Origin of the sequence: Micromonospora sp. GCM10011542 (genome assembly GCF_042650685.1) — a bacterium.
Lineage (GTDB): Bacteria > Actinomycetota > Actinomycetes > Mycobacteriales > Micromonosporaceae > Micromonospora.
The window spans coordinates 136,471-161,274 of record NZ_JBHSBO010000061.1 but is presented as its reverse complement, the minus strand read 5'-3'; the positions used below and the strand labels follow the sequence as shown (position 1 = coordinate 161,274).

At 74.3% G+C, this 24,804-nt stretch carries 16 protein-coding genes; 11 read left to right on the top strand and 5 right to left on the bottom strand.

Annotation, left to right across the window (positions count from 1 at the left end):
- The first annotated feature begins 28 nt into the window (after positions 1 to 28).
- Positions 29 to 1,039 carry an ADP-ribosylglycohydrolase family protein gene (locus ACFOW4_RS26190; RefSeq protein ID WP_377532509.1) on the top strand — a complete coding sequence of 337 codons (1,011 nt, stop codon included), beginning with the start codon at positions 29 to 31 and terminating at the stop codon, positions 1,037 to 1,039.
- A 284-nt stretch (positions 1,040 to 1,323) separates the two neighbouring features.
- Here ACFOW4_RS26190 and ACFOW4_RS26185 read toward each other — a convergent pair whose 3' ends face one another.
- Positions 1,324 to 1,863 carry a type II toxin-antitoxin system PemK/MazF family toxin gene (locus ACFOW4_RS26185; RefSeq protein WP_377532506.1) on the bottom strand — a complete coding sequence of 180 codons (540 nt, stop codon included), beginning with the start codon at positions 1,861 to 1,863 and terminating at the stop codon, positions 1,324 to 1,326.
- A gap of 461 nt (positions 1,864 to 2,324) precedes the next feature.
- Here ACFOW4_RS26185 and ligA point away from each other — a divergent pair, with 461 nt between their 5' ends.
- The 6 genes from ligA to ACFOW4_RS26155 all read left to right on the top strand — a co-directional run bounded on the left by ligA (position 2,325) and on the right by ACFOW4_RS26155 (position 13,212).
- Complete coding sequence (gene ligA / locus ACFOW4_RS26180; RefSeq protein ID WP_377532504.1) at positions 2,325 to 4,460, top strand: NAD-dependent DNA ligase LigA; 2,136 nt, start codon at positions 2,325 to 2,327, stop codon at positions 4,458 to 4,460.
- A gap of 148 nt (positions 4,461 to 4,608) precedes the next feature.
- Positions 4,609 to 7,257: a putative bifunctional diguanylate cyclase/phosphodiesterase gene (locus ACFOW4_RS26175; RefSeq protein ID WP_377532501.1), complete on the top strand. Its 2,649-nt coding sequence runs from the start codon at positions 4,609 to 4,611 to the stop codon at positions 7,255 to 7,257.
- A gap of 145 nt (positions 7,258 to 7,402) precedes the next feature.
- Positions 7,403 to 7,708: an Asp-tRNA(Asn)/Glu-tRNA(Gln) amidotransferase subunit GatC gene (gene gatC, locus ACFOW4_RS26170; RefSeq protein ID WP_377532498.1), complete on the top strand. Its 306-nt coding sequence runs from the start codon at positions 7,403 to 7,405 to the stop codon at positions 7,706 to 7,708.
- Positions 7,705 to 9,180: an Asp-tRNA(Asn)/Glu-tRNA(Gln) amidotransferase subunit GatA gene (gatA, locus tag ACFOW4_RS26165; protein WP_377532495.1), complete on the top strand. Its 1,476-nt coding sequence runs from the start codon at positions 7,705 to 7,707 to the stop codon at positions 9,178 to 9,180. Before gatC ends, gatA begins: the two co-directional genes overlap by 4 nt.
- Positions 9,181 to 9,193: 13 nt before the next feature.
- Positions 9,194 to 10,693, top strand: a complete 1,500-nt coding sequence (gene gatB / locus ACFOW4_RS26160; protein WP_377532492.1) for an Asp-tRNA(Asn)/Glu-tRNA(Gln) amidotransferase subunit GatB — start codon at positions 9,194 to 9,196, stop codon at positions 10,691 to 10,693.
- A 161-nt stretch (positions 10,694 to 10,854) separates the two neighbouring features.
- Positions 10,855 to 13,212: a pyruvate dehydrogenase gene (locus ACFOW4_RS26155; protein WP_377532489.1), complete on the top strand. Its 2,358-nt coding sequence runs from the start codon at positions 10,855 to 10,857 to the stop codon at positions 13,210 to 13,212.
- 4 nt (positions 13,213 to 13,216) lie between these two features.
- Here ACFOW4_RS26155 and ACFOW4_RS26150 read toward each other — a convergent pair whose 3' ends face one another.
- From ACFOW4_RS26150 to ACFOW4_RS26140, 3 genes are all read right to left on the bottom strand, one after another.
- Complete coding sequence (locus tag ACFOW4_RS26150; protein WP_377532486.1) at positions 13,217 to 14,836, bottom strand: metallophosphoesterase; 1,620 nt, start codon at positions 14,834 to 14,836, stop codon at positions 13,217 to 13,219.
- A 63-nt stretch (positions 14,837 to 14,899) separates the two neighbouring features.
- The gene (locus ACFOW4_RS26145) at positions 14,900 to 16,075 is read right to left on the bottom strand and encodes a PQQ-dependent sugar dehydrogenase (RefSeq protein WP_377532484.1); all 1,176 of its coding nucleotides are present in this window, start codon (positions 16,073 to 16,075) and stop codon (positions 14,900 to 14,902) included.
- Positions 16,076 to 16,143: 68 nt separating this feature from the next.
- A complete protein-coding gene (locus ACFOW4_RS26140; RefSeq protein WP_377532481.1) occupies positions 16,144 to 17,964 on the bottom strand; it encodes a SpoIIE family protein phosphatase in 1,821 nt (606 codons plus the stop codon).
- A 175-nt stretch (positions 17,965 to 18,139) separates the two neighbouring features.
- On the opposite strand from ACFOW4_RS26140, the gene ACFOW4_RS26135 reads away from it, so the two are divergent.
- Positions 18,140 to 19,066, top strand: a complete 927-nt coding sequence (locus ACFOW4_RS26135) for a 2-hydroxyacid dehydrogenase (RefSeq protein WP_377532479.1) — start codon at positions 18,140 to 18,142, stop codon at positions 19,064 to 19,066.
- 9 nt (positions 19,067 to 19,075) lie between these two features.
- Here ACFOW4_RS26135 and ACFOW4_RS26130 read toward each other — a convergent pair whose 3' ends face one another.
- Positions 19,076 to 19,453, bottom strand: a complete 378-nt coding sequence (locus ACFOW4_RS26130; protein WP_377532476.1) for a PH domain-containing protein — start codon at positions 19,451 to 19,453, stop codon at positions 19,076 to 19,078.
- A 217-nt stretch (positions 19,454 to 19,670) separates the two neighbouring features.
- Here ACFOW4_RS26130 and ACFOW4_RS26125 point away from each other — a divergent pair, with 217 nt between their 5' ends.
- The 3 genes from ACFOW4_RS26125 to ACFOW4_RS26115 are packed head-to-tail and all read left to right on the top strand — an operon-like array spanning position 19,671 to position 24,698.
- Complete coding sequence (locus tag ACFOW4_RS26125; protein ID WP_377532474.1) at positions 19,671 to 22,043, top strand: EAL domain-containing protein; 2,373 nt, start codon at positions 19,671 to 19,673, stop codon at positions 22,041 to 22,043.
- Between the two features lies 1 nt (position 22,044).
- Positions 22,045 to 22,230 (top strand): hypothetical protein, encoded by a 186-nt coding sequence (locus tag ACFOW4_RS26120; RefSeq protein ID WP_377532472.1) that lies wholly within the window; start codon positions 22,045 to 22,047, stop codon positions 22,228 to 22,230.
- Positions 22,227 to 24,698: a glycoside hydrolase family 2 protein gene (locus tag ACFOW4_RS26115; protein ID WP_377532470.1), complete on the top strand. Its 2,472-nt coding sequence runs from the start codon at positions 22,227 to 22,229 to the stop codon at positions 24,696 to 24,698. The genes ACFOW4_RS26120 and ACFOW4_RS26115 overlap by 4 nt, the downstream gene beginning before the upstream one ends.
- Positions 24,699 to 24,804: the final 106 nt, after the last annotated feature.

The window sequence follows — 24,804 nt, the reverse complement described above, 5'->3', positions numbered from 1 at the left end:
CTGGCGTGGATCACGGCGGCAGGGCATCATGGCCGCCGTGATCCACAACTCCCCGCTGCGCGCCTCCGGCTCGCTGTTCGGTCTGGCCTACGGCGATTCGCTGGGCAAGCCGACCGAGTTCCTGACCGTGGCCGAGATCGAGCACCGGTACGGCCTGACCGGTCCGCGTGAGCTCTCCGGCGAGCCGGCGCTGGTGACCGACGACACCCAGATGGCGCTGGCGGTGGGCTGGGCGCTGCACGAGGCGCCGTCACTCACCCCGGAGGCGGTGGAGCCGCTGCTGCGGCGCCGCTTCCTGGCCTGGGCGATCAGCCCGGACAACAACCGTGCCCCGGGGATGACCTGCCTGCGCGCCTGCGCCGAGCTGGGTCGCGGCCTCCGCTGGCAGGACGCCACGGTGAGCGGGTCCAAGGGATGCGGCGCCAACATGCGGGTGACGCCGGTCGGGTTGCTCGACGTGGACCTGGACACGCTGGCCGGGCTGGCCCAGTTGCAGGCCGGGTTGACCCACGGCCACCCGACCGGGCTGGCGGCCAGCGAGCTCACCGCGTACGCGGTCTTCGCCCTGCGCGGCGGCGCCACCCTGCCCGAGCTGCCCACGCTGCTCATTGAGCGGGCGCGTGGCCAGCGCCGGGTGTACCGGAAGCAGTGGCTGGGCGACCTCTGGCAGCGCGCCGGGGTCGACACGCCGGAGGACTTCATCGCCCGGGGCTGGGACGAGTGCCTGGCGGTACTGGACCGACTGACGAACGCCCTGGGCGAGCCCGACGACGGCGGTGACCCGTGCCGGGCCACCGGGGAGGGCTGGGTGGCCGAGGAGGCGCTGGCGACCGCACTGCTCTGCGCGGTACGGCACGCCGACGACCCGGTCGGGGCGCTGGCCCGCGGTGCGACCACCGCCGGCGACTCCGACTCGATCGCCGCGCTGGCCGGCGCCTTCGTGGGAGCGGCCGCCGGGATGGCCGCCTGGCCACCCGGGTGGGCCGATCGGATCGAGTACGCCGACCAGCTCGCCACGCTCGGCGCGGCCTGGGACTGACTGACCCGCGTCGGCGGGCTCGCTTGGGCGGGCTCGCTCCGCCGGCCCCCTTGGTGAGCCCGCTCTGCCGGCCCGCTCTGCCGGCCTGCCTCTGTCGGCCCGCTTGGCTGGCCTGCCGTTGTGGCTGGCCTGCCGTCGTGCCCGGCCCGGATCGGGCGGGCCCGCGCGGTGCCGGTCCGCCGTGGCGTCCGGCGTGATCGACTCGGTTTCCTTGAAGTCGGGGTGTTACTGCCTTCGGGACACCCCGACTTGCAGGAACCCGAGTCCATCAAACCCGGGCGCGGTCAGCGGGTGGGCAGGTGGTGCAGGCTGCGGACCCGGCGCCACAGTCCGCCGTCGCAGGTGCCAGCGCGATCGGCGAACGCCGCGGAGCTGATCCGGATCGGCTCGGTGAGGCTCAGGTAACTGCCGTGCTCGGCGCCCGGGTCCCAGTCTCGGGTGGGGATGCGGACGTGATCGTCCCGGTCGCTCTTGTCCTGGCTGGTGATCTTCAGGACGTCGGCGCCTCGGGCGTCGGCGCGCAGCACCAGACAGGGCCGGACCTTCGACCCGGTGCCGTCGGCGTACGGCACATCCGCCCACCAGATCTCACCCGCCGCCGGTGAACCGGTCGCCCGGTCGCGCGTGCTCGGCTTCCCGGCCGAGCGCTCGCCGGCGCGCGGTCGGGGTGGGGTGTCGCGGCGGTCCGCCGGGCGGGACCGAGCGCCCCGATCCGGCCGGGTGTCGGGGCGGCGCGCGGCGGCCCGGTGCCGCCAACTGTTCCACGCCCAACCGGCGGCCACCGCCAGCAGGATCGCAACCGCCCAGAGCAGGACGTCGGGCATTCGTACCTCCGCCTCCTGCGGCCCACCGGCCGCCACCGTCCGGCGATCGTCGCACGCCGCCCACCGCAGCGCCCACCGGCCGCGCCGCCCTCCGGCGGCCACGCCCTTGCGGCGGCCTGCGGCCGGGAGGCCCGTCCGCGCGCTGGTGGCGGCCCGCGGCCGGCGACGCCCGCGTGCACCCGGTGGCGGTCTGCGCCCCGGCGACCGGCGGTGCCCGGCGGTGGTCCGCGCCCGGTCCGCCCGCGTGAGGCCTCAACGCGATGATCGACTCGTCTGCGCGGTTGTCGGGTGGCCACGGCCGCCGGATGCTCCGGTTTGCAGGAGCCGGAGCCATCACTCGCTGGTGCGGTCGTCTCGACCCGGTCCGGCGGGTCGGGTGGGCGGCGGATTGTCCGACCGGCCCGATACCGTGCCGGAGTAGCGTGATCAGGGAGGTCGCAGGCGTGTCCGAAGGTGGCGGGATGTCCGAGGAGCAGATCGGTCAGCAGGTCAGCCCGGCGCAGGAGGCGGCGGCCGGCGGCGAGCCGACGCCGCAGGCGCGCGAGCGGCATGCGACGCTCAGCCGCGAGCTGACCGAGCACCAGTACCGCTACTACGTGCTGGACGCGCCGACCATCGCCGACGCCGAGTTCGACAAGCAACTGCGCGAGCTGGAGGCGCTGGAGGAGGAGTTTCCGGCGCTGCGCACGCCCGATTCACCGACGCAGCGGGTGGGTGGCACGTTCTCCACCGACTTCACCCCGGTCACCCACGCCGAGCGGATGCTCTCGCTGGACAACGCCTTCGCCGACGAGGAGTTGGCGGCCTGGGCCGAGCGGGTCGAGCGCGACGCAGGCGGGCCGGTGCCCTACCTGTGCGAGCTGAAGGTCGACGGTCTGGCGATCAACCTGACCTACGAGGGCGGCCGGCTGGTCCGGGCCGCCACCCGTGGCGACGGCCGCACCGGTGAGGACGTCACCGCCAACGTCCGCAGCATCCGGGACGTCCCGAGCCGGCTGACGCCGTCCGACGAGTTTCCCGACGTGCCCGCGTTCCTCGAGGTCCGGGGCGAGATCTACTTCCCGGTGGCCGCGTTCGCCGACCTCAACGCCGGCCTGGTGGAGCAGGGCAAGGCCCCGTTCGCCAACCCCCGCAACGCCGCCGCCGGCAGCCTGCGGCAGAAGGACCCGCGGGTCACCGCGTCCCGCCCGTTGCGCCTGGTGGTGCACGGCATCGGTGCCCGCCGTGGGTGGCAGCCGGCGGCCCAGTCCGAGTCGTACGCGGCGCTGCGGGCGTGGGGGCTGCCGACCAGTGACCGTTGGCGGGTGGTGCCCGACCTGGCCGGCGTGGCGGAGTACATCGCCTACTACGCCGAGCACCGGCACGACGTCGAGCACGAGATCGACGGCGTGGTGGTCAAGGTCGACCCGGTCTCCATCCAGGGCCGACTCGGCTCGACCAGCCGGGCGCCGCGCTGGGCGATCGCCTTCAAGTACCCGCCCGAGGAGGTCACCACCAAGCTGCTCGACATCGACGTCAACGTGGGGCGCACCGGGCGGGTCACCCCGTTCGCCGTGCTGGAGCCGGTGCGGGTCGCCGGTTCCACCGTGGCGCTGGCGACCCTGCACAACGCCCGCGAGGTCGAGCGCAAGGGGGTGCTGATCGGCGACACGGTGGTGCTGCGCAAGGCCGGCGACGTGATCCCCGAGGTGCTCGGTCCGGTCGTCGACCTGCGTCCCGCCGACGCCCGACCGTTCGTCATGCCGACCACCTGCCCGGCCTGCGGCACCCCGCTCGCTCCGGCCAAGGAGGGCGACATCGACATCCGCTGCCCCAACACCCGCAGCTGCCCGGCGCAGCTGCGTGAGCGGGTGTTCCACCTCGCCGGCCGGGGCGCGTTCGACATCGAGGTGCTCGGCTACAAGGGCGCCGCGGCGCTGCTCGACGCGGAGATCATCGCCGACGAGGGTGACCTCTTCGCCCTCGACGCCGAGCAGCTGTCCCGGTCGCCCTTCTTCGTCAACAAGGACGGCAGTCTCGGCAGCAACGCGGTCAAGCTGCTGGACAACCTGGCCGTGGCCCGGGAGCGCGACCTGTGGCGGGTGCTGGTGGCGCTCTCCATCCGGCACGTCGGCCCCACCGCGGCCCAGGCGCTGGCCCGGCACTTCCGCTCGATGGAGGCCATCGACGCGGCCAGCGAGGAGGAGCTGTCCTCGGTCGACGGGGTGGGCCCGACCATCGCGGCCAGCATCCGGGAGTGGTTCGCCGTCGACTGGCACCGCGAGGTGGTGCGCAAGTGGGCCGAGGCGGGCGTACGGATGGCCGAGGAAGCGGTCGACGAGGGGCCCCGGCCGCTGGAGGGGCTGACGGTGGTGGTCACCGGCACCCTCGCCGGGTTCTCCCGCGACCAGGCTGCCGAGGCGGTGCAGAGCAGGGGCGGCAAGGTCAGCGGCTCGGTCTCCAAGAAGACGAGCTTCGTGGTGGTGGGTGACAACCCCGGCTCCAAGGCCGACAAGGCGGCCAGCCTCAAGGTGCCGGTGCTCGACGAGGACGGTTTCCGGCGCCTGCTCGACGCCGGTCCGGACGCGGCCCGCGAGGTCGCCCGGGTCGGGGAGTGACGGCCGTCGCGGGGGGCCGACGGCGTATACCAACTTAATTACGACTACGACCGATTCGTGACTGTCATACCGGGAAACCCGGCACCGAGGGCGTTTCATTGGTGCACGGCGTGTGAACGGGCACGCCGACCGTAGGCCGGGAGGTGTGATGGAGGTCGCCGACCCGCGCAACTCCGTCCCGCCCGGACGGGTGGCGCCGTTCGCCGGCTTCGTCGCCGGGATCCTGGCGCTCGCCGCGCTGGCCGCGGCCGGTCCACTCCGGACGCTCCCCGAAGAGCTGCCCCGGATGCCCGCCGCGTTCTGGACGATGGCCGCGCTGGCCGTGGTCTGCGACGCCCGCCCGTTCGTCCCGCCCGGCCGCCGGCAGACCTCCGCGGTCTTCCCGTCCACCTGCTTCACCTTCGCGATCCTGCTCGGCTGGGGGCTCGGCCCGGCGGTGGCGGTGCAGGCCGTGGCGGTGGTGGTCTCGGGCTGGCGGATGGGGCACGCGGCGTGGCGGACGGCGTTCAACGTCGGCCAGTACGCCTGCGCCCTCGCCGCCGCGTACGGGATCACGCTGCTCGGGCCGGGCGCCGTCTTCGCCGGCGGCCGGCTGCACTGGACCGACGTGGCCGCCGTGGGCGGTGCGGTGGTGGCCTGGTTCGTGGTCAACTACGGGCTGGTCAGCGCGGCGGTCCGGCTGCGCTTCGGCGACCGCTGGTGGCCCACCGTCCGCCAGGGCCTCGGCTTCGAGTTGCTCTCCACCGGCTCGCTGCTGCTGCTCGCGCCGGTGCTGGTCGCCGCCGCCCGGGCGAGCGCGGTGCTGATCCCGCTGGTGCTGGTGCCGCTGTTCGCGGTGTACCGGATGGCGCGGCTGACCGTCGAGCAGCAGCAACTCGCCGCCTCCGATCCGCTCACCGGTCTGCCCAACCGCAAGGCCCTGCTGGCCGAGGTGGCGGAGCAGGTGCACGTACACGCCGACCGGACGGCCCGGGGCGAGCCCGGGGGGCACCTGGCGCTGCTCCTGATCGACCTGGACCGGTTCAAGAACGTCAACGACGCCCTGGGGCACGCCGTGGGGGACCGGCTGCTGGTCGAGGTGAGCGCCCGGCTGACCCAGGTGATGCCGGGGCAGGAGATGGTCGCCCGGCTCGGTGGGGACGAGTTCGCCATCGTGATGACCGGCCTGGGCGACGTGGCCGAGGCGCGGGCGCTGGCCGAGGAGGTGGTCCGGGTGCTGGCCGAGCCGGTGCCGCTGGACGGGCTTCCGCTGGATGTGGGCGGTTCGATCGGCATCGCGGTCTTCCCGGAGCACGGCGAGGACTTCGCCACCCTGATGCGCCACGCCGACGTGGCGATGTACGACGCCAAGCACCGCAACGACACGGTCGCCGTCTACGCCCCCGAGTCCGATCACAACTCGGCCGAGCGGCTCGGTCTGCTCGCCGATCTGCGCCGGGTGTTGGAGGGGGAGCCGGGCAGCGGGGTCCGGGCCCGGGAGACCAGCGGTCCGATCCTCGGCGGAGTGGAGGCCCCCCAGGGCGGGGCGGAGGGCGTACCCGTCGGGCCGGTGTCCCAGGTCCTCGGGGGCGACGGCGCCGCGCTGCCCGCCGCCGCGACCCCCGGCGCGGCGGCGTCTGCTGCCGACACGGTGTCCGCACCGACGGGGGACCGGCCCGACGCCGTGGCCGCGTCGGCCGCCGATCGGTCGTCGCACGGCGGCTCGGGACGCTGGTGGAGCCGGCGGCGGGGCGATGCCGAGCTGGCGCAGGCCGATGAGCTGATCAACCGGATCGTCACCGCCGCCGATCCGATCCGCGGCCGGAGCACCCGTGCCACGGTCGGCGGTGTCCGCGGGGCGACCGCCACCGAGCGACCCAACGGGTCGGGCCCGCGGTCGGCGAACGGGAGCGGACCGCACGGCCGGACGTTCGGGGCGACACGCGGCGCCGGGTCGGACGAGCGGGCGGACGCCCGGGACGGGCCGATCCGGTCGCTCGGCCGCAGCCGAGCCGCCGACGGTGAGCCGCCCACCGACGCCGGTGAGATCACCATGTACTACCAGCCGCAGATCGCCATCGCGACCGGCGAGGTGGTCGGGGTGGAGGCGCTGCTGCGCTGGCGGCACCCGCGGCGCGGCATGGTCGACCCGGAGGAGCTGATCCGGGTCGCCGAGCAGAGCGCGGTGATGCGGCTGCTCACCCGGCGGGTGGTGGACGATGTGGTGGAGCAGTTGGCCAAGTGGTCGGCGGCGGGTCTCGGCCTGCGCGCCGCGCTCAACGTGAGCGTGCGGGACCTGCACACCGGGGAGATCGCCGACCAGATCGCCGATCGGCTGGCCCGCTACGGCGTACCGGCCGAGCGGCTGCAACTGGAGATCACCGAGGGTGCCCTGATGGCCGACCCCCGTCGGGTGCTGGCCACCATCTCCCGGCTGCACAGCATCGGGGTGGCCATCGCGCTGGACGACTTCGGCACCGGGTACTCGTCGCTGCAACACCTGCGCCGGCTGCCGCTGTCCGAGGTGAAGGTGGACCGCTCCTTCGTGCTGGGCATGGCGGACGACGCCGACGACGCGGCCATCGTCCGGTCGATGATCGAACTGGCCGGGGCGCTGGGCCTGCGGGTGGTCGCCGAGGGCGTGGAGGACGAGCGGACCTGGCGGATGTTGTACGCGGCCGGCTGCGACGCCGCGCAGGGCTGGTTCTACGCCCGCCCGATGCCGGCCGAGGAACTGGTCACGTGGCTGGCCCGGTACCGTCCGGTCCGTCCCGGTCCCGGGCCGGATCCGGACGCCCCCCGCCGCCCCACCCGGTGAGCGACGCGCCGCCGCCCGCCTCCCCACCCGCCCCAGTCGCGGGGGAGCGGGCGCAATAGACTCGCTCCGGTCACCGCGCGTCACGCTCCACCCGTCGCGCGACCGGCACACCGCCCGAGCAGCAGGACATCAGAAGGGGGCACGGATGGCCGCCATCTCCCGCGAGGAGGTCGCGCACCTGGCGCGCCTGTCGCGGCTCGCCGTCACCGAGGAGGAGCTGGACATGTTCGCCGGCCAGCTCGACGTGATCCTCCAGGCGGTCGCCCAGGTCGGTGAGGTCGCCGCCGCGGACATCCCGCCGACCTCGCACTCGGTGCCGCTGACCAACGTCCTGCGCGAGGACGTCGTGACGCCGTGCCTGACCCCGGAGGAGGCGCTCTCGGGCGCGCCGGACGTCGAGGACCAGCGGTTCCGCGTACCGCGGATCCTGAGCGAGGATGTGGCCTCATGAGCGATCTGACCAGAATGACCGCGTCGGAGATCGCCGCCCTGGTCGCCGGTGGCGAGACCTCCGCCGTCGAGGTGACCCGGGCCCACCTGGACCGGATCGCAGCGGTCGACGACCGGGTGCACGCCTTCCTGCACGTCGACTCCGAGGGCGCGCTCGCCGCGGCCCGCTCGGTGGACGAGCGCCGCGCCGCCGGCGAGGACCTGGGCCCCCTCGCGGGCGTTCCGGTCGCCGTGAAGGACGTGCTCGCCACCAAGGGCGTGCCGACCACGGTCGGGTCGAAGATCCTCGAGGGCTGGCGCCCGCCGTACGACGCGACGATCGTGCAGCGGCTGCGCGACGCCGGCACGGTGATGCTCGGCAAGACCAACATGGACGAGTTCGCGATGGGCTCCTCCACCGAATACTCCGCGTACGGCCCGACCCACAACCCGTGGGACCTGGACCGGATCCCCGGCGGTTCGGGTGGCGGCAGCGCCGCCGCGCTGGCCGCGTACGAGGCGCCGCTGGCGATCGGCTCGGACACCGGCGGCTCGATCCGGCAGCCGGGCGCGGTCACCGGCACCGTGGGCGCGAAGCCCACCTACGGCGGCACCTCCCGGTACGGGCTGGTCGCCTTCTCCTCGTCGCTGGACACCCCCGGCCCGTGCGCCCGTACGGTGCTGGACGCCGCGCTGCTGCACCAGGTGATCGGTGGGCACGACCCGCGCGACTCCACCTCCATCCCGCAGCCGGTGCCGGACGTGGTGGCGGCGGCGAAGCTGGGCGCGACCGGCGACCTGACCGGCGTGCGGCTGGGCATCGTCAAGGAGTTCGTCGGCGAGGGCGCCGAGCCGGGCGTGATGGCGGCGTTCCGCGAGTCGGTCGACGCGCTGACCAAGCTGGGCGCGGAGATCGTCGAGATCTCCTGCCCGAACTTCGCCTACGCGCTGCCGGCCTACTACCTGATCGCGCCGAGCGAGTGCTCCTCCAACCTGGCCCGGTTCGACGGCGTCCGGTTCGGCCTGCGGGTCGGCGACGACGGCAACCGGTCGCTGGAGGAGGTCATGTCGCTGACCCGCGAGGCCGGCTTCGGCCCCGAGGTCAAGCGGCGCATCATGATCGGCACGTACGCCCTCTCGTCGGGCTACTACGACGCCTACTACGGGCAGGCGCAGAAGGTCCGGACGCTGATCACCCGGGACTTCACCGCCGCCTTCGAGCAGGTCGACGCGCTGATCTCGCCGACCACCCCGTTCGTGGCGTTCCCGATCGGTGCGCGCATGTCCGACCCGTACCAGATGTACCTGGCCGACCTGTTCACCATCCCGACCAACCTGTACGGCGGGCCGGGCATCTCGGTGCCCTGCGGCCTCTCCGACGGGCTGCCGGTCGGCCTGCAGGTGATGGCTCCGACGATGGCCGACGACCGGATGTACCGGGTCGCCGCCGCGCTGGAGTCCGCGGTCGGCACGTTCACCCCACCGGCGCTGTGAGTCAGGAGCTCAGATGACCACGACACTGCCCGCGTACGACGAGGTCGTCGCGCGCTACGAACCGGTGATCGGCCTGGAGACCCACGTCGAGCTGGGCACGAACACCAAGATGTTCTGCGGCTGCCCGACCGACTTCGGCGGCGAGCCCAACACCCGGACCTGCCCGGTCTGCCTGGGCCTGCCTGGTTCGCTGCCGGTGGCCAACAAGGCGGCCATCGAGGCGACCATCCGGATCGGTCTGGCACTCAACTGCTCCATCGCCGAGTGGTGCCGCTTCGCCCGGAAGAACTACTTCTACCCGGACATGCCGAAGAACTTCCAGATCAGCCAGTACGACGAGCCGCTCTGCGTCGACGGCTACCTGGACGTCGAGGTGGGTGGCGAGACGGTCCGGATCGGCATCGAGCGGGTGCACCTGGAGGAGGACACCGGCAAGACGCTGCACGTCGGCGGCGCCACCGGCCGCATCCACGGCGCGACCGAGTCGCTTGTCGACTACAACCGGGCCGGCATCCCGCTGGTGGAGATCGTCACCAAGCCCATCCCGGGCACCGGCGCGCTCGCGCCGGAGGTGGCCCGGGCGTACGTCACCGAGCTGCGCGACGTGATCCGCACCCTCGGCGTCTCGGACGTGCGGATGGAGGAGGGTTCGCTGCGCTGCGACGTGAACACCTCCCTCAACCTGCCGGGCGAGGAGTGGGGCACCCGCACCGAGACCAAGAACGTCAACTCGCTGCGATCGGTGGAGCGGGCGGTCCGCTCGGAGATGCTGCGCCAGGCGTCGGTGCTCGACGCCGGCGGGCGGATCACCCAGGAGACCCGGCACTTCCAGGAGGACAGCGGGGACACCCGGCCGGGCCGGTCCAAGGAGACCGCGACCGACTACCGCTACTTCCCCGAGCCGGACCTGGTGCCGCTCGCCCCGGACCCCGCCTGGGTCGCCGAGTTGAAGGCCGCCCTGCCGGAGCTGCCCCGGGTGCACCGGCGCCGGCTCCAGGAGCAGTGGGGCCTGTCCGACCTGGACATGCAGTCGGTGCTGAACGCCGGCGCGGTGGAGCTGATTGAGGCCACCGTCGCCGCCGGCGCCACCCCGGCCGCGGCCCGCAAGTGGTGGCTGGGTGAGCTGTCCCGCCGGGCCAACGAGACCGGCGTGGAGCTGGCCGACATCGGCGCCACCCCGGAGCAGGTGGCCGAGCTGCAGGGGCTGGTCGACGCCGGCAAGCTCAACGACAAGATGGCCCGTACCGTCCTGGAGGGCGTGGTCGACGGCGAGGGTTCGCCGACCGAGATCATGACGAACCGCGGCCTGGAGGTCGTCTCCGACACCGGCGCACTCACCGCCGCGGTGGACGAGGCGATCGCCGCCAACCCGGGCATCGCCGACAAGATCCGCAGCGGCAAGGTCGCCGCGGCCGGCGCGCTGGTCGGCGCGGTCATGAAGACCACCCGCGGCCAGGCCGACGCGAAGACCGTCCGCGAGCTGATCCTGGAGCGCCTCGGCGTCCAGGGCTGAACTGCAAGGAAGGGCCCCTTCTTAACGCCTGGCGCATAGGAAGGGGCCCTTCCTAACACCCGCACCACCCCGCACCACCGCCGCGGCCACCCCGCATCACCGCCGCGGTCACCCCGCACCCCTCGCGAGGGCGTCACCGGCGACGCCCGGATGGAGCCACCGTGAACCAGCACGACCTCGACGTCCTCGACGAGATCCAGCGGCGGGTGCTCTGGCTCGCCACCCGGATCGTGGACGCCGCCAACCACGACCGGGCCACCGGCGACGGGGTGAAGGTCGGCGGGCACCAGGCGTCCAGCGCCTCGCTGGTCACCGCGATGACCGCCCTCTGGTTCGCGCACCTGGACGCCGAGGACCGGGTCGCGGTCAAGCCGCACGCCTCGCCGGTGTTCCACGCCATCCAGTACCTGCTGGGCAACCTGGACCGCTCCTACCTGCCCCGGCTGCGGGCCCGCGGCGGCCTCCAGTCGTACCCGTCGCGCACCAAGGACCCCGACGAGGTGGACTTCTCCACCGGCTCGGTCGGCCTCGGCGCGGCGGCGCCGCTCTTCGCCGCCGCCACCCGGCGCTACGTCGACGCGCACTTCGGGGCCCGCCCGCACTCGCGGTTCGTCGCCCTGATCGGGGACGCCGAGCTGGACGAGGGCAACATCTGGGAGGCGGTCGCCGACCCGGCCACCACCGGCCTGGGCAACGTCATGTGGCTGGTCGACTTCAACCGCCAGTCGCTGGACCGGGTCGTGCCCGGCATCCGGATCAACCAGTGGCGCGGCCAGTTCGAGGCAGCCGGCTGGCACGTCGTCGAGGTCAAGTACGGCCGCAAGCTCGCCGAGGCGTACGCCCGGCCGGGCGGTGCGGCGCTGCGCGACTGGATCGACCGGATGCCGAACGAGCAGTACCAGTCGCTGTTCGGGCTGGCCGGCCCGGCGCTGCGCAAGCAGTTCCTGGACGGCGCGCCGGCCGGCATCGCCGAGTTCATCGCCGACATCGCCGACGACGAGTTGGGTCCGTTTGTCACCGACCTGGGCGGGCACGACCTGTCCGCGATGCTCGACGCGTACGCCCAGTGCGACGCGGTCACCGACCGGCCCAGCGTGATCTTCGCGTACACCGTGAAGGGGTGGGGTTTGCCCATCGCGGGCAATCCGCGCAACCACTCGGCGCTGCTCAGCACCGAACAGGTCGACGCGCTGCGCGCCGCGCACGGCCTGACCCCGGAGACCGAGTGGGACCGCCTCGACCCGGCGACCCCCGCCGGCATCACGGCAGGCGCCCGCCGGGAGGCGCTGTCCCGCGCGCCCCGCGAGCGCGCGCTGGGGGTCACCGTTCCGGAGAGCACCGGAGTACGCGCAGCCAAGCCCATCTCCACGCAGGAGGTCTTCGGTCGGGTGCTGGTGGACCTGGCCCGGGACCGGGAGGTCGGCCGCTACCTGGTCACCACCGCCCCGGACGTGGCCACCTCGACCAACCTGGCCGGGTTCATCAACAAGACCGGGGTGTTCGCCCCCACCGAACAGCGGTCCTGGACCGAGGATCGGATGCTGCGCTGGACGGAGAGCCCGGCCGGGCAGCACATCGAGCTGGGCATCTCCGAGATGAACCTGTTCCTGCTGCTGGGTCAGCTCGGCCTGTCGTGGGACCTGTCCGGGCAGCCGCTGCTGCCGGTCGGCACGGTCTACGACCCGTTCGTGCTGCGCGGCCTGGACGCCTTCCTGTACGGCACCTACTCCGGCTCCCGGTTCGTGGTGGCCGGCACCCCGTCCGGCATCACCTTGGCGCCGGAGGGTGGCGCCCACCAGTCCACCATCACCGCGTCGGTCGGCCTGGAGCTGCCCGGGGTGACCTTCATCGAGCCGGCGTACGCGGCCACCCTCGACTGGCTGCTCTGCGACGCGCTCGGCCAGATCGCCGGCGGGTCCACCCCGACGGCGACCGCCGCGCCGACCGAGGACGGGGCCTACTACTTCCGGCTCAGCACCCGACCGCTGGACCAGGCGCCGTTCGAGGCGGCCCGGGCCCGGCTCGGTGACGCGGTGCTGCGCCGGCAGGTGGTCGCCGGGGCGTACCGGCTCGTCGACGCGCACCAGGCGTACCCGCACCTGGCCGACGCGCCGGTGGTGCAGTTGGCCGCCTCCGGTGCGGTGCTGCCGGAGGTGCTGGCCGCGGCGGCGGAGCTGGCCGAGGAGGGCGTGGCCGCGCACGTCGTGGACGTCACCTCGCTGGACCGGCTCTACCGGGCCTGGCAGCGCACGCTGCGCCAGGGCGTCCGCACCGCCACGGTGCCCAGCGTTCCGGGTGCGCTGCGCTCCGCGTTCGCCGACCGGGTGCCGGTGGTGACCGTGCACGACGCCGCCTCGCACGCGATGGCCTGGCTCGGCTCGGCCGTCGGCGCTTCGGCGGTGCCGCTCGGGGTGGACGAGTTCGGCCAGTCCGGCAGCGTGGCCGAGCTGTACGAGCTGCACGACCTGCTCCCCGGCAGCATCGTCAACGCCGCCCTGGCCGCCCTCGCGCTGCGCTGACGGGTCAGCGGGTCGAGGTCGGGCTCGGGGTGGGTGACTGCGATCCACCCCGGCTCGGGGTCGGGGTGACCGGCGCCTGCGCGCCCTTCGCCGGCTCCTGCACCACGTGCCGCTCCAGGTTGACCTGGGACTGCCCGGTGCCGCCCACGGTGATGTCGTCGTACGCCTGGAGCATCTTCTGCTGGTCGAAGTAGAGCACGGTCATCGACAGTGGGGTGGGCTTCTCACCCTCCAGGCCGCGCAGGCCGGCGCCGCCGGTGGAGCCCTCCACCATCAGCGCGGTGGGCTGCTGCCCGGGCACCTGGGGCAGCCGGGAGACCTGCCGGGCGTGGGTGTGCCCGGCCAGGACGAGCGGGCAGGTGCCGGAGAGCGGTCCGGCCGAGGCCGGGTCGTGCACGAGCGCGATGTTCACCCGTCGCGGTGAGTTGCGCACCGTGGCGGAGAGCTGCTCTCCGACGCCGATCACCTGGTCGGCCACCTGCGCGGTCAGCCCGCTGCCGGCCGGGGAGGTGTTCTTGTCCGGGGTGAAGCGCGGGTCACCGATGCCGGCGACGGTCAGCCCGGCGACCGTGGTGGTCGAGTTCTGCAGCACGATCGCGTTCGGCTGCCGGGCCACCGCCGCGGCGGTCCGGCCCGAGTCGTGGTTGCCCCGGATGAACACGTAGGGCTTCTTGAGCAGGCCGATCGAGGCCACGAACGACGCCTCCGGCTCGCTGCCCCAGTCGGTGATGTCGCCGGTGTCGATCACCACGTCGATGCCGAACTGTTCGACCACCGTCCGGATCAGCTGCCAGGCCGTCGGGTTCAGGTGCAGATCCGAGATGTGCAGCACCCGGGTGGTGCCGGGCGCCGGCTCGTAGACCGGCAGCGACGACACGGTGGTGTAGAGCTGGCTGACGTTGCCGACCAGGCGCTGCAACTGCTCGGCGTACTTGGTGTAGTCGTTGGCGATGCGGCGCGCGTCGCCGACGATGGCCGGCGCGTTGACCAGCAGCCCCTCGTAGCGCGGCTCCTCGATCGCCTGCGGTCGCAGGGTGGCCGCCGCCCCACCGAGGCTGCCCGCGGTGACCAGCAACGCCAGACCCCCGGCCCAGGCCGTCCGCCGTACGTCCCGGAAGACCAGCGCGGCCAGCAGCAGCGCGACCAGCACGGCGGAGGCGAGGGTACGCAGGCCGAGCCGCATCACACCGGCCCGCACGTCCTCGACGGCGGTCTGGCTGGCCCGGCTGATGCTCGCGGGGTCGTCGAGCAGGGCCTCGGTGCGCCCCTGGTCCAGCGCGCCCAGCCGTACGGTGAGGTGGATCGGCCCGTCGTGGCTGTCCAGCAGCAGCGCGCCCAGCGGTGGGATGTCGACGGTGGTGCTGCCGGCGGCGGCCGGGGCGAGCGTGAGGCTGGCCCGGAACGGCCCGATGTCGGTGTTGACCCGCCCGCCGGCCAGCACCCCCAGCACCGTCCCGACCAGGGCCACGGTGAGCACCGCCAGGATCACCCCGGCGCGGCGCAGCGGACCTGGCCGGCCGCCGCTGCCGGTCCACCACCGCGTCCAGCGACGCCGACCGACGCCGGTCACCGGGTCGTGCTCGTCCCCCGTGCCGCCGCGCTGCTCGTCCCGCTGCCCGTCCATGCTGAGATTCTGACCTGCCCGTCGGAGGATCTTGGCAAACCTGACGGATGGCGGCGCGCCCGGTCAGCTACGGCCGCCGTCACCGCCCGCGAAGACCACCCGCAGGAGCCGGTCGTCGTCGGCCGCCGGCTCGCCCCGCCCGTCGTGGTTGGAGGTGCTCACCCAGAGCGACCCGTCCGGTGCGGCGGCCACCGCCCGCAACCGACCGTACCGGTTGGTCAGCAGCTCCGTGGGCTGCCCGAGGACCGTGCCGGTCTCGGTCAGCTCCACCACCCACAGCCGCTTGCCGCGCAGGCAGCCGGTGACCAGCAGCCGATCCACGGCGGCCAACCCGGAGCAGGACGCGTCCGAGGTCTGCCACTGGACGATCGGGTCGGTGTACCGCTTGTCGCCGGCTCGCCCCTCGACCTGCGGCCAGCCGTAGTTGCCGCCCTTGGTGATCTGGTTGATCTCGTCCCAGGTGTTCTGGCCGAACTCCACCGCGTACATCCGCTTGGCGGCGTCCCACGCGAAACCCTGCACGTTGCGGTGTCCCGACGACCAGACGGGGGAGCCGGGGTAGGGGTTGCCGGCGGCCGGCCTGCCGTCCGCGGTGATCCGCAGGATCTTGCCGCCGAGGTTCTTGACGTCCTGGGCCCGGGGTCGCTCCCCGGCGTCGCCGGTGCTGGCGTAGAGCTGCCCGTCCGGACCGAAGCCCAGCCCGCCGCCGTTGTGCACGCCCGCCTTCGGGATGCCGGTGAGGATCGGGGTGGGCTGCCCGCCGAGTTGCAGCTTGACGATCCGGTTGTCCTGCTCGGTGGTGTAGTAGACGAAGAGCGTCCGGTCCCGGTCGTAGCCGGGGGAGACCGCGATGCCGAGCAGGCCGCCCTCGCCCGCCGCGGCCACGTCGGTGATGGTCTGCACCACGCGGACCCGCAGCCCGTCCGGCCCGGACTCCGGGCCCACCTGGAGGATCCGGCCGGTGTCCCGCTCGGTGACCAGCGCGCCCCCGTCCGGCAGGAAGGCGATCGCCCAGGGCACCCGCAACCCCTTGGCCAGCACCGTCGCCACCGCCTGCTGGCCGGCGCCACCCGCGGTCGCCGAGGACGACGGGGTGGGCAGGTTCGGTGGTTCACCGGCCGGGTCCGGCTCCGGCTCGCCGAAACTGCAACCGCTGGCGGCCAGCAGCAGCGCCGCGCACGACGCCGCGAGGGCCGCCCGCAGGCGGTGGATGCGAGGGTACGGGGGACGGGCGCTCACCCGGCCCAGGGTAGCCGGCCGGACACCCCGGGCGTGCCCGGCCGCATTCCCGGCTCGGGGTGGTCGGCTCAGTGCGACCGTACGGCCAGCAGCGCCGTGTCGTCCTCGCGCTGGTCGCCCGCCCGCAGCAGCAGGTCGCACAGCTCGTCGAGGGGCAGGGTGTCGGTGCCGGTCAGCTGGTCGACCAACTCGCGCAGGCCGTCGTCGATGGACCGGTCCCGACGTTCGATCAGCCCGTCGGTGTAGAGCAGGAGGGTGTCGCCGCGCGCCAGGCTCGTCGTCCGGCTGGTGCGCCGGACCGGTCGGACCAGGCCGAGCAGCGGCTCGGGCGCGCCGTCGAGGACCTGCACCATGCCGCCGGCGCGTACCAGCAGGGCCGGCGGGTGCCCGGCGTTGCACCAGGTGACCTCCCGGACCCCGCCCTGCGCGGGGCAGATCCGCACCAGCGTCGCGGTGGCCGCGATCGGCAGGCGCAGCCCCCGGATGGCGCCGTCCAGGTGGGTCATCAGCTCGCCGACCGCGTCCGGCCGCCCGAACGCGTTGCCCCGCACCAGGTTGCGCAGCTGACCCATGGTCGCCGCCGCCTCGATGTCGTGCCCGGCCACGTCGCCGATCGCCGCGATCACGTCGCCGTCGGGCTGCACGAAGGCGTCGTACCAGTCGCCGCCGACCTCCACGCGGTCGGCCGCCGGCTGGTAGCGGGCCGTCAGCTCCAGCTCGGGCACCGCCGGCAGCTGCGGCAGCATGCTGTGTTGCAGCACCTCGGCGACGTGCCGCTGCTCGCCGTACATCGAGCTGTTGCCGATGGCCTGCCCGGCGCGGCGGCCGATGTCCACCGCGGTGCGCACGTCGCGGTCGTCGAACTGCTGGCGCTGGGCGCCGTTGACCAGGGTGATCGCGCCGAGCACGGTGCCGCCGGCGGCGCGGACCGGCACACTCAGGTAGGAGGCGATGCCGAGCCGGTCGGCGATCGCGGCCATCTCGGGATCGGTCGTGCCGCGTCGCACGTCGGCCGGCGATGCCGCCACGCCCAGTCGCGGCTGGCCGGTGCGCAGCACCGCCCGGGTCATCGACTCCGGGCTGAGCCCGGTGGTGGTCAGCTCGGCGAAGCGGCCGGCGTCCGCCGCCCGGGCCGGGTCGCGGTGCACCGCGACGACGTCGCGCGGCTGGCCGGCCGGCCCGACCAGGGTGACCACGCACCAGTCGGCGAGCAGCGGCACCATGGTGTCGGCGAGCCGGCGCAGCGCGGTGCCGACGTCCAACGTGCCGGCGAGCGTCTCGCTCAATCCGGCGAGCAGTTCCAGCCGCTCGTGCGCGTGCACCGCCCGCAGCCGCGCCTCCTGGGCGCCGTCCAACGCGATCCGCAACCGCAGCTCCGAGGAGCAGGCGGCGGCCAGGTCGGCCAGGGTCCGCAGCTGCCCGGCCGTCCAGGCGCGCGGCTTGCTGTCGATCGCGCAGAGTGAGCCGAGGACCCGACCGGAGAGGTCGGTCAGCGGCATCCCGGCGTACGCGACCACACCGAGGTCCTCGATGGCCAGATTGCCCCGCACCCGGGGATAGAGCCGCGCGTCGGGCAGCACCATCGGCACCTCGACGTCGACCACGTGCTGGCAGAACGAGTGGCTCAGCGGGGTCTGTCGGCGGGCGGCCCACGGCTCGGGCAGCCCGACCGCGCCCGGAAAGAACTGCCGGTCGGCGGAGACCAGGGAGACCAGCGCGACCGGCACGTCGAGCAGGTCGCTGACCAGCCGGGCGAAACGGTCGAACGCCTCGTCCGGCGCGGCGTCCAGACCGGTGTCGGCGAGCGCCCGCAACCGCGCCGGGTCGCCGAGCGCCGAGGGAGGGGCGGTCGGGCGCCGCGCGGCGGTAGGGGTGGAGCCGTCGGTCATCGAGCACCTGTCTGCCGGAGGTGGAGGCCGACCGGCGCTCCGACCCTTCGTTATACCTCGTACGGGCACGCGTCGTCGCGCTGTGTGCCCAGTCTCGCCCGGCCGCACACCTGCGCGGGCGGTCCGCCCGCCGTGCCCGCGCGGCCGGCCCGGCCGGGGGCTATCGTCGGCGGACGTGAAGGTATGGATCCCGCACGAGGCCGGCCTCGACCTGCTCGGCGAGCTGCCGCCGGACGTCACGGTGGAGACCGTCGAGCATCCCGACCGGCTGCCCTCCCCGGTCACCGACGTGCGGTTCTGGGTGCCGCCGTTCCTGGCCGGCTCGGACGCCACCGCGCTGCTGCACGGGCTGCCCGACCTGGCGGTGGTGCAGTTGCTCTCCGCCGGCGCCGACGCCTGGGCCGGCCGGATGCCGGACGGTGTGACGCTCTGCGACGCCCGCGGGGTGCACGACCCGTCCACCGCCGAGTGGGTGGTCACCGCGATCCTGGCTCAGCTGCGGGCGTTCCCCACCTTCGTACGTGCCCAGGCGCGCGGGCAGTGGGCGTACGACGGGGTTGCCCCGACCGACGAGCTGACCGGCAAGCGGGTGCTCATCGTCGGCGCGGGCTCGATCGGCACGGCGGTGCGGGACCGGCTGGCCCCGTTCGAGGTGAGCTTCACCCTGGTTGCCCGGACCGCCCGGCCCGAGCAGGGTGTGCACGGCGTCGAGGAGCTGCCTCGCCTGCTGCCCGAGGCCGACGTGGTGGTCGTGCTGGTGCCACTGACCGAGCAGACCCGGGGTCTGATCGACAAGGCGTTCCTGGCGGCGATGCCGGACGGCGCGCTGCTGGTCAACGCGGCCCGGGGCCCGGTGGCGGTCACCGAGGCGCTGGTCGCCGAGCTGGGCACCGGCCGGATCTCGGCCGCGCTGGACGTCACCGACCCGGAGCCGCTGCCCGCCGACTCTCCGCTCTGGACCATGCCGAACGTGCTGCTCACGCCGCACGTGGCCGGGTCGGTGCGGGGGCTGCTGCCGCGTGCCTACCGGCTGGTGGGCGACCAGGTCCGCCGGTTCGCCGCCGGCCAGCCGTTGATCAACGCGGTGGTCGACGGCTACTGACCGGCCGGATCAGCCGGCCGTGTCGGGCAGTGTCTGGCCGGTGGCCGAGACCAACCGGGGCAGGTCGTCGCCGCGTACCGCCGGCAGGACGACCTGCTGACCGTCGTGGAGTCGGGCGACCGCCCGACCGCGCGCGTCGGTGGCCAGCTCGGCCACCTGGTCCCAGGTGATCCGGCGCTGCCCGACCAGCGCGCGCAGGCGCAGCTCCCGGGCGTCGGCGTCGGTGCCGGCACGCCAGGCCCAGACGCCGACGGCCAGCGGAACGAGCAGCACCGGCAGCAGGTACCCCCGGGCGTTGGCCAGCGGCAGGGCGCCGATGAAGGCGATGACCGCGGCGGCCAGGATGGCCTGGTTGTACCGGAAGCGGACCGTCTCGGACGTACTCACCCCGCGATGATCCCACCCCCGGCCGGTCCGGCTCGCGGCGGGCGGTGCGATTCCGCCCGATCACGCCGTACAGTGACACGGGTCATTGCCTGGATCGGTGGCCGGCGCGTAACCAAAGAGGCCGCCGGTCGTTCTGCACAGTTGGGCAGCGGACCCGCAACGTCCGCCGTCCCGCACCGTCGCACCGCCCCCGTGCCCCCTCACGAAGGCGACCGCCGTGCTCCTCGCGTACCCGTTCCGCCTGCCCGTCCCCCGCCGGGTGGCGCCGGAGGCCGCCGTGTCCACGGCGGTGGCGCTGCTCGTCCTCGCCGGCGTCGACGGCCTGGTCCCGGCCCCGGTGGTGGTCGCGCTGGCCGGCGGCGCGGGCGCCACCCTCGCCGGGGTACGGCTCTCCCGGCTGGCCGCCGCCGATCCCGCCCAGTCGACTTCCGCCCCGTCCACCGGGCGGTCCGCCCGGGGCCGGGCGGACCGGCGGTCGGTGGCCGTGCTGCTCGACGCGGCGGTGGTGGCGGCCGGTGTCAGCGCCGCCCTGCTGCCCCTGCTCGCGGCCGGGCACCGGGCCGCCGCGCTGGCCGGCTCCCTGCTGGTGGCGGCTCTGGCGCTCGGCGGGCTGCTCCGGCTACCCGGTCGGCCCCGCCCGTCGATCCGGGTCCGGTTGGGGCGGCTGAGCGCGGCGGGCGGCCCGGCCGTGGGGCTGTCCCTCGCCGGCTGGCTGCTGCTGCCCCGCGCTGCCGGGCCGGCGCCGGCCCGCCTGCTCGCCGTGGTCGCCCTCGGCGGGCTGGGCATGGGCGCGCTCTGCGCGTTCACCGGAACGCACCGGCGGGCCGGGGTGGCGACCTGCCGGGGCGGTGCCCTGCTGCTGCTGTTCGGGATCGTGCTGTTGACCACGCTGCCGCCCACGTCGGCCGGTCGGGCGGCCCTGCTGGCCGTACCGCCGCTGGTGGTCGGGATGCTGCTCACCGCGCTGGGCGCGGCCGCCGCGCTGGCCGGCGAACCGGCGGTCCGGGCCGCGCCCGCCTGGCCCCGGGTCGTGCTCCCGGCCGCGGTGCTGCTGCTCGCGGCGGGCCTGCACCTGGGCGCGGGCCGGGCATTCGATCGCACCACCGTGCTCCTGGCCCTGGCGGCGGTGCCCCCGCTCGTGCTGCGCGAGATGGTCCGCGCGGGCACGCCCGAACGGCCGGCCGCGCACAGCCGGCGGGGCACCGGACGGCCGGTTCGGCACCGCCGCGCGGGGTCGCTGGCGGTGGGGCGGCCGCAGTGGCTCGGCACCGCCGCCGGTGGGTCACTCGCCGGCCTGCCCGCCTGGCCGGCGGTCGACGCCGGCGACCGGTCCGATCCGGCCGGCGCCGGTGGTCCGGACGAGCCGGCGACGCTCCTGGACGCGCTCGCCGCGATCGGTGACGTGCCGGCGCCGGCCGGCGCGCTGCTCCTGGTGGACCTGCACGGCACCGGCGCCGAGGGGGTCGGTCCGACCCTGCGGGACGACCTGCTGGCCGAGGCGGTCCGCCGGGCCCACGCCGTCGTCGGTCCCGCGGACACGGTGGCCGGTTGGGCCGGCGCCGGCTTCGCGGTGGTCACCCCCGCCGGCCCGCTGCTGGCGTACGCGTTGGGCAACCGGCTGCTGGCCGCGCTGACCACGCCGTACGAGCTGGCCGGTTCGGTGCTGCGGGTGCAGGCGAGCATCGGGCTCGCCGAGGTGGGTGGCACCGGGCCGGTGGACGTGCTGCGCCAGGCCGAGCTGGCCCGGCGGCGGGCGGTGCAGCTCGGCCGGGACCGGGTCGAGTGGTACGACGCGTTCCTGGAGGAGCAGTTGGTCCGGCGGCTGGACCTGGAACGCGAGCTGCCCGGAGCGGTGGCCCGAGGTGAGCTGGACCTGGTCTACCAGCCGGTGCTGGGCCTGGCCGACCGGCAGCCGGTGGGCACCGAGGCGCTGCTGCGCTGGCGCAGCCCGGTGCTGGGCACGGTGCTCCCCGCCGAACTGCTGCCGGTCGCCGAGGACCTGGACCTGCTCGGGGAGCTGGAGTGGTGGGTCGTGGACCGGGCCTGTCGGCAGTTGGCCGAGTGGTCGGCGGGCGCCCGGCAGCTCTGGATGGCGGTCAACGTCACCACCCGGGAGCTGACCACGCCGGACTTCGTGCAGCGCACCGCCGCGGTGCTGGCGGCGTACGGGGTGCCGGCGGAGCTGCTGGTGGTGGAGGTGGCCGAGCCGCGGGTCGCGGCCGACCTGTCGACCGTCGTGGCGCGGCTGGCCGGGCTGCGGTCGCTGGGCGTCCGCACGGCACTGGACGACTTCCGGGCCGAGCACGCCTCACTGGCCCAGCTCCGCCGACTGCCGATCGACCTGCTCAAGGTGGGCCCGGAGCTGGTGGCGGCGACGTCGGACGGGCAGCCGCCGCTGATCGACGTGGTGGTCAGCGTCGGTGAGCGCCTCGGGGTGGAGATCGTGGCCGAGGAGTTGGAGACACCGGCCCAGGTGGACGGGGCGCACCGGGCGCGCTGCCGGTACGGGCAGGGCTTCGGGCTGGCCCGCCCGGCCACCGCGGAGCGGGTGGAGGCGTACTTCGAGGAGTTCCCGTCGGCGTCGCGCTGACGTGTTGGGCGGCACCGACTTCCCGACCTCGATGGTCGCCATCTCCGACCTGGCCAGTGGCAACTACGTCATCTACCGTCGGGTGCTTGCGGGGGCCTTCGTGGCGACCATCCCCCTGCTGGTCATGCTGTTCATCGGTGGACGTCAGATCGTCCGCGGAATCATGGAAGGTGCGGTGAAGTCGTGAGCCGAGAGGCACTCCACGTCGGCTGGACGCTGCGGGCCGCAGCCGGAGCGCAGGTGCCGGAGGGGATCGCCGGCCGGGACGTGCCGGCCACCGTCCCCGGGTGCGTGCACACCGACCTGCTCGCCGCCGGGCTGATCCCCGACCCCTACCTCGACGACAACGAGGTGGCGCTGGCCTGGATCGGGCGTACCGACTGGAGCTACCGGACCACCTTCGCCCGCACCGCCGGGGACGAGGACCGGGTCGACCTGGTCTGTGCCGGTCTGGACACCGTCGCCACGCTCACCCTCAACGGGGTGCGCGTCGGGCGGACCGAGAACGCGCACCGCGGCTACCGGTTCGACGTTTCCTCGCTGCTGCGGGACGGCGACAACGACCTCGTGGTCACGTTCGACTCCGCCTACCGCTACGCCGAGGCGCAGCGGGACCGGCTCGGCGACCGGCCCAACGCCTACCCCGAGCCGTTCCAGTTCATCCGCAAGATGGCCTGCAACTTCGGCTGGGACTGGGGGCCGACCCTGGTGACCGCCGGCATCTGGCAGGAGATCGGCCTGCACGCCTGGTCCACCGCCCGGCTGGACACCGTCCGCCCGCTGGTCACCCTGGCCGGGCGGGACGGACGGGTGGAGCTGCACGTCGAGGTCGAGCGGGTCGCCGACGTACCGCTGACCGTCCGGGCCGCCGTCGCCGGCGCCAGCGCCGAGGTGGTCGTCCCGGCCGGGCAGCGCACGGCCGTGCTGACCCTCGACGTCCGCGAGCCGGCGCTGTGGTGGCCCCGGGGGTACGGCGAGCAGGCCCTGCACCCGCTGGAGGTGACCCTCCGCGGGCCGGACGGCGCCACCCTGGACACCTGGTCCCGGCGGATCGGCTTCCGCTCGGTGCGCCTGGACACCACCCCCGACGAGCACGGCACCCCGTTCGCGCTGTCGGTCAACGACGTCCCGGTCTTCGTCCGTGGGGTCAACTGGATCCCCGACGACACCTTCCCCACCCGGATCACCCGCGACCGGCTGGCCGAGCGGTTCGACCAGGCCGCCGCGGCGAACGTCAACCTACTGCGGATCTGGGGTGGCGGCCGGTACGAGTCGGAGGACTTCTACGACCTCGCCGACGAGCGGGGTCTGCTGGTGCAGCAGGACTTCCTCTTCGCCTGCGCCGCGTACCCGGAGGAGGAGCCGTTCGGCAGCGAGGTCGCCGCCGAGGCCGCCGAGCAGGTCACCCGGCTCGCGCCACACCCCTCGCTGGTGCTCTGGACCGGCAACAACGAGAACATCTGGGGCTGGCACGACTGGGACTGGCAGGAACCGCTGGCCGGCCGCACCTGGGGTCGCGGCTACTACCTGGACGTGCTGCCCCGGATCGTCGGCGAGCTGGACCCGACCCGTCCGTACTGGCCGGGCAGCCCCTGGTCGGGCACGGACGACATCCACCCGAACGATCCAGCGCACGGCACCACGCACATCTGGGACGTGTGGAACACCGACGACTACACGAAGTACCGCGAGTACGTGCCCCGCTTCGTCGCCGAGTTCGGCTACCAGGGCCCGCCCGCGTACGCCACCCTGCGCCGGGCGCTGAGCGACGAGCCCCTCGCCCCCGACTCGCCCGGCATGGCGCACCACCAGAAGGCGGCCGGCGGGGACGCCAAGCTCCAACGGGGCCTGGACGCCCACCTGCCCGCCCCGGCGGACTTCGACGACTGGCACTTCCTGACCCAGCTCAACCAGGCCCGCGCGATCCAGCTCGGGGTGGAGCACTTCCGCGCCCACCGGGGCGTGTGCATGGGCACCATCGTCTGGCAGCTCAACGACTGCTGGCCGGTCACCTCCTGGTCGGCCATCGACGGCGACGGCCGCCGCAAACCGCTGTGGTACGCGCTGCGCGACGCGTACGCCGACCGCCTGCTGACCGTGCAGCCCCGCGACGGCGGGCTGGTGCTGGTGGCGGTCAACGACGGCGGCACGCCGTGGCGCGCCTCGGCCTCGCTGGCCCGGGTGACCCTCGCCGGTGAACCGCGGGCGAAGACGACCGTGGAGCTGGACGTGCCCGCGTACGCCACGGTGACGGTGCCGCTGCCGGCGGAGCTGGCACGGCCGGACGAGGCCCGGAGGGAACTGCTGCTCGCCGAGGCGGGGGAGAGCGCCCGGCGGGCGCTGTGGTTCTTCGCCGAGGACCGCGAGGTGGAGTGGCCGGCGGCGGCCTGGGACGCGGTCGTCGAGCCGGTCGACGGCGGGCAGCGGGTACGGGTCACCGCCCGCACGGTAGTGCGCGACCTGACCCTCTTCCCGGACCGGCTGGACCCGGCGGCGTCGGTGGACGACGCGCTGGTCACCCTGCTGCCGGGCGAGTCGGCCACCTTCACCGTGCGCGGCGACGCGCCGCTCGACGAGCGCGCGTTGACCAGCCGACCGGTGCTGCGCTGCGTCAACGACATCGGGCACGACCTGGGCAACCTCCCCGCCGAGTGACCCGAGAGGCGGCCGACCGACCGACCCCGGCATCCGGTCGGCCGGCCGCCGCGGGGCACCGTACCAATCGTCTTGAAGATTTCTTCAAGTGCTAAAGTCTTCAGCG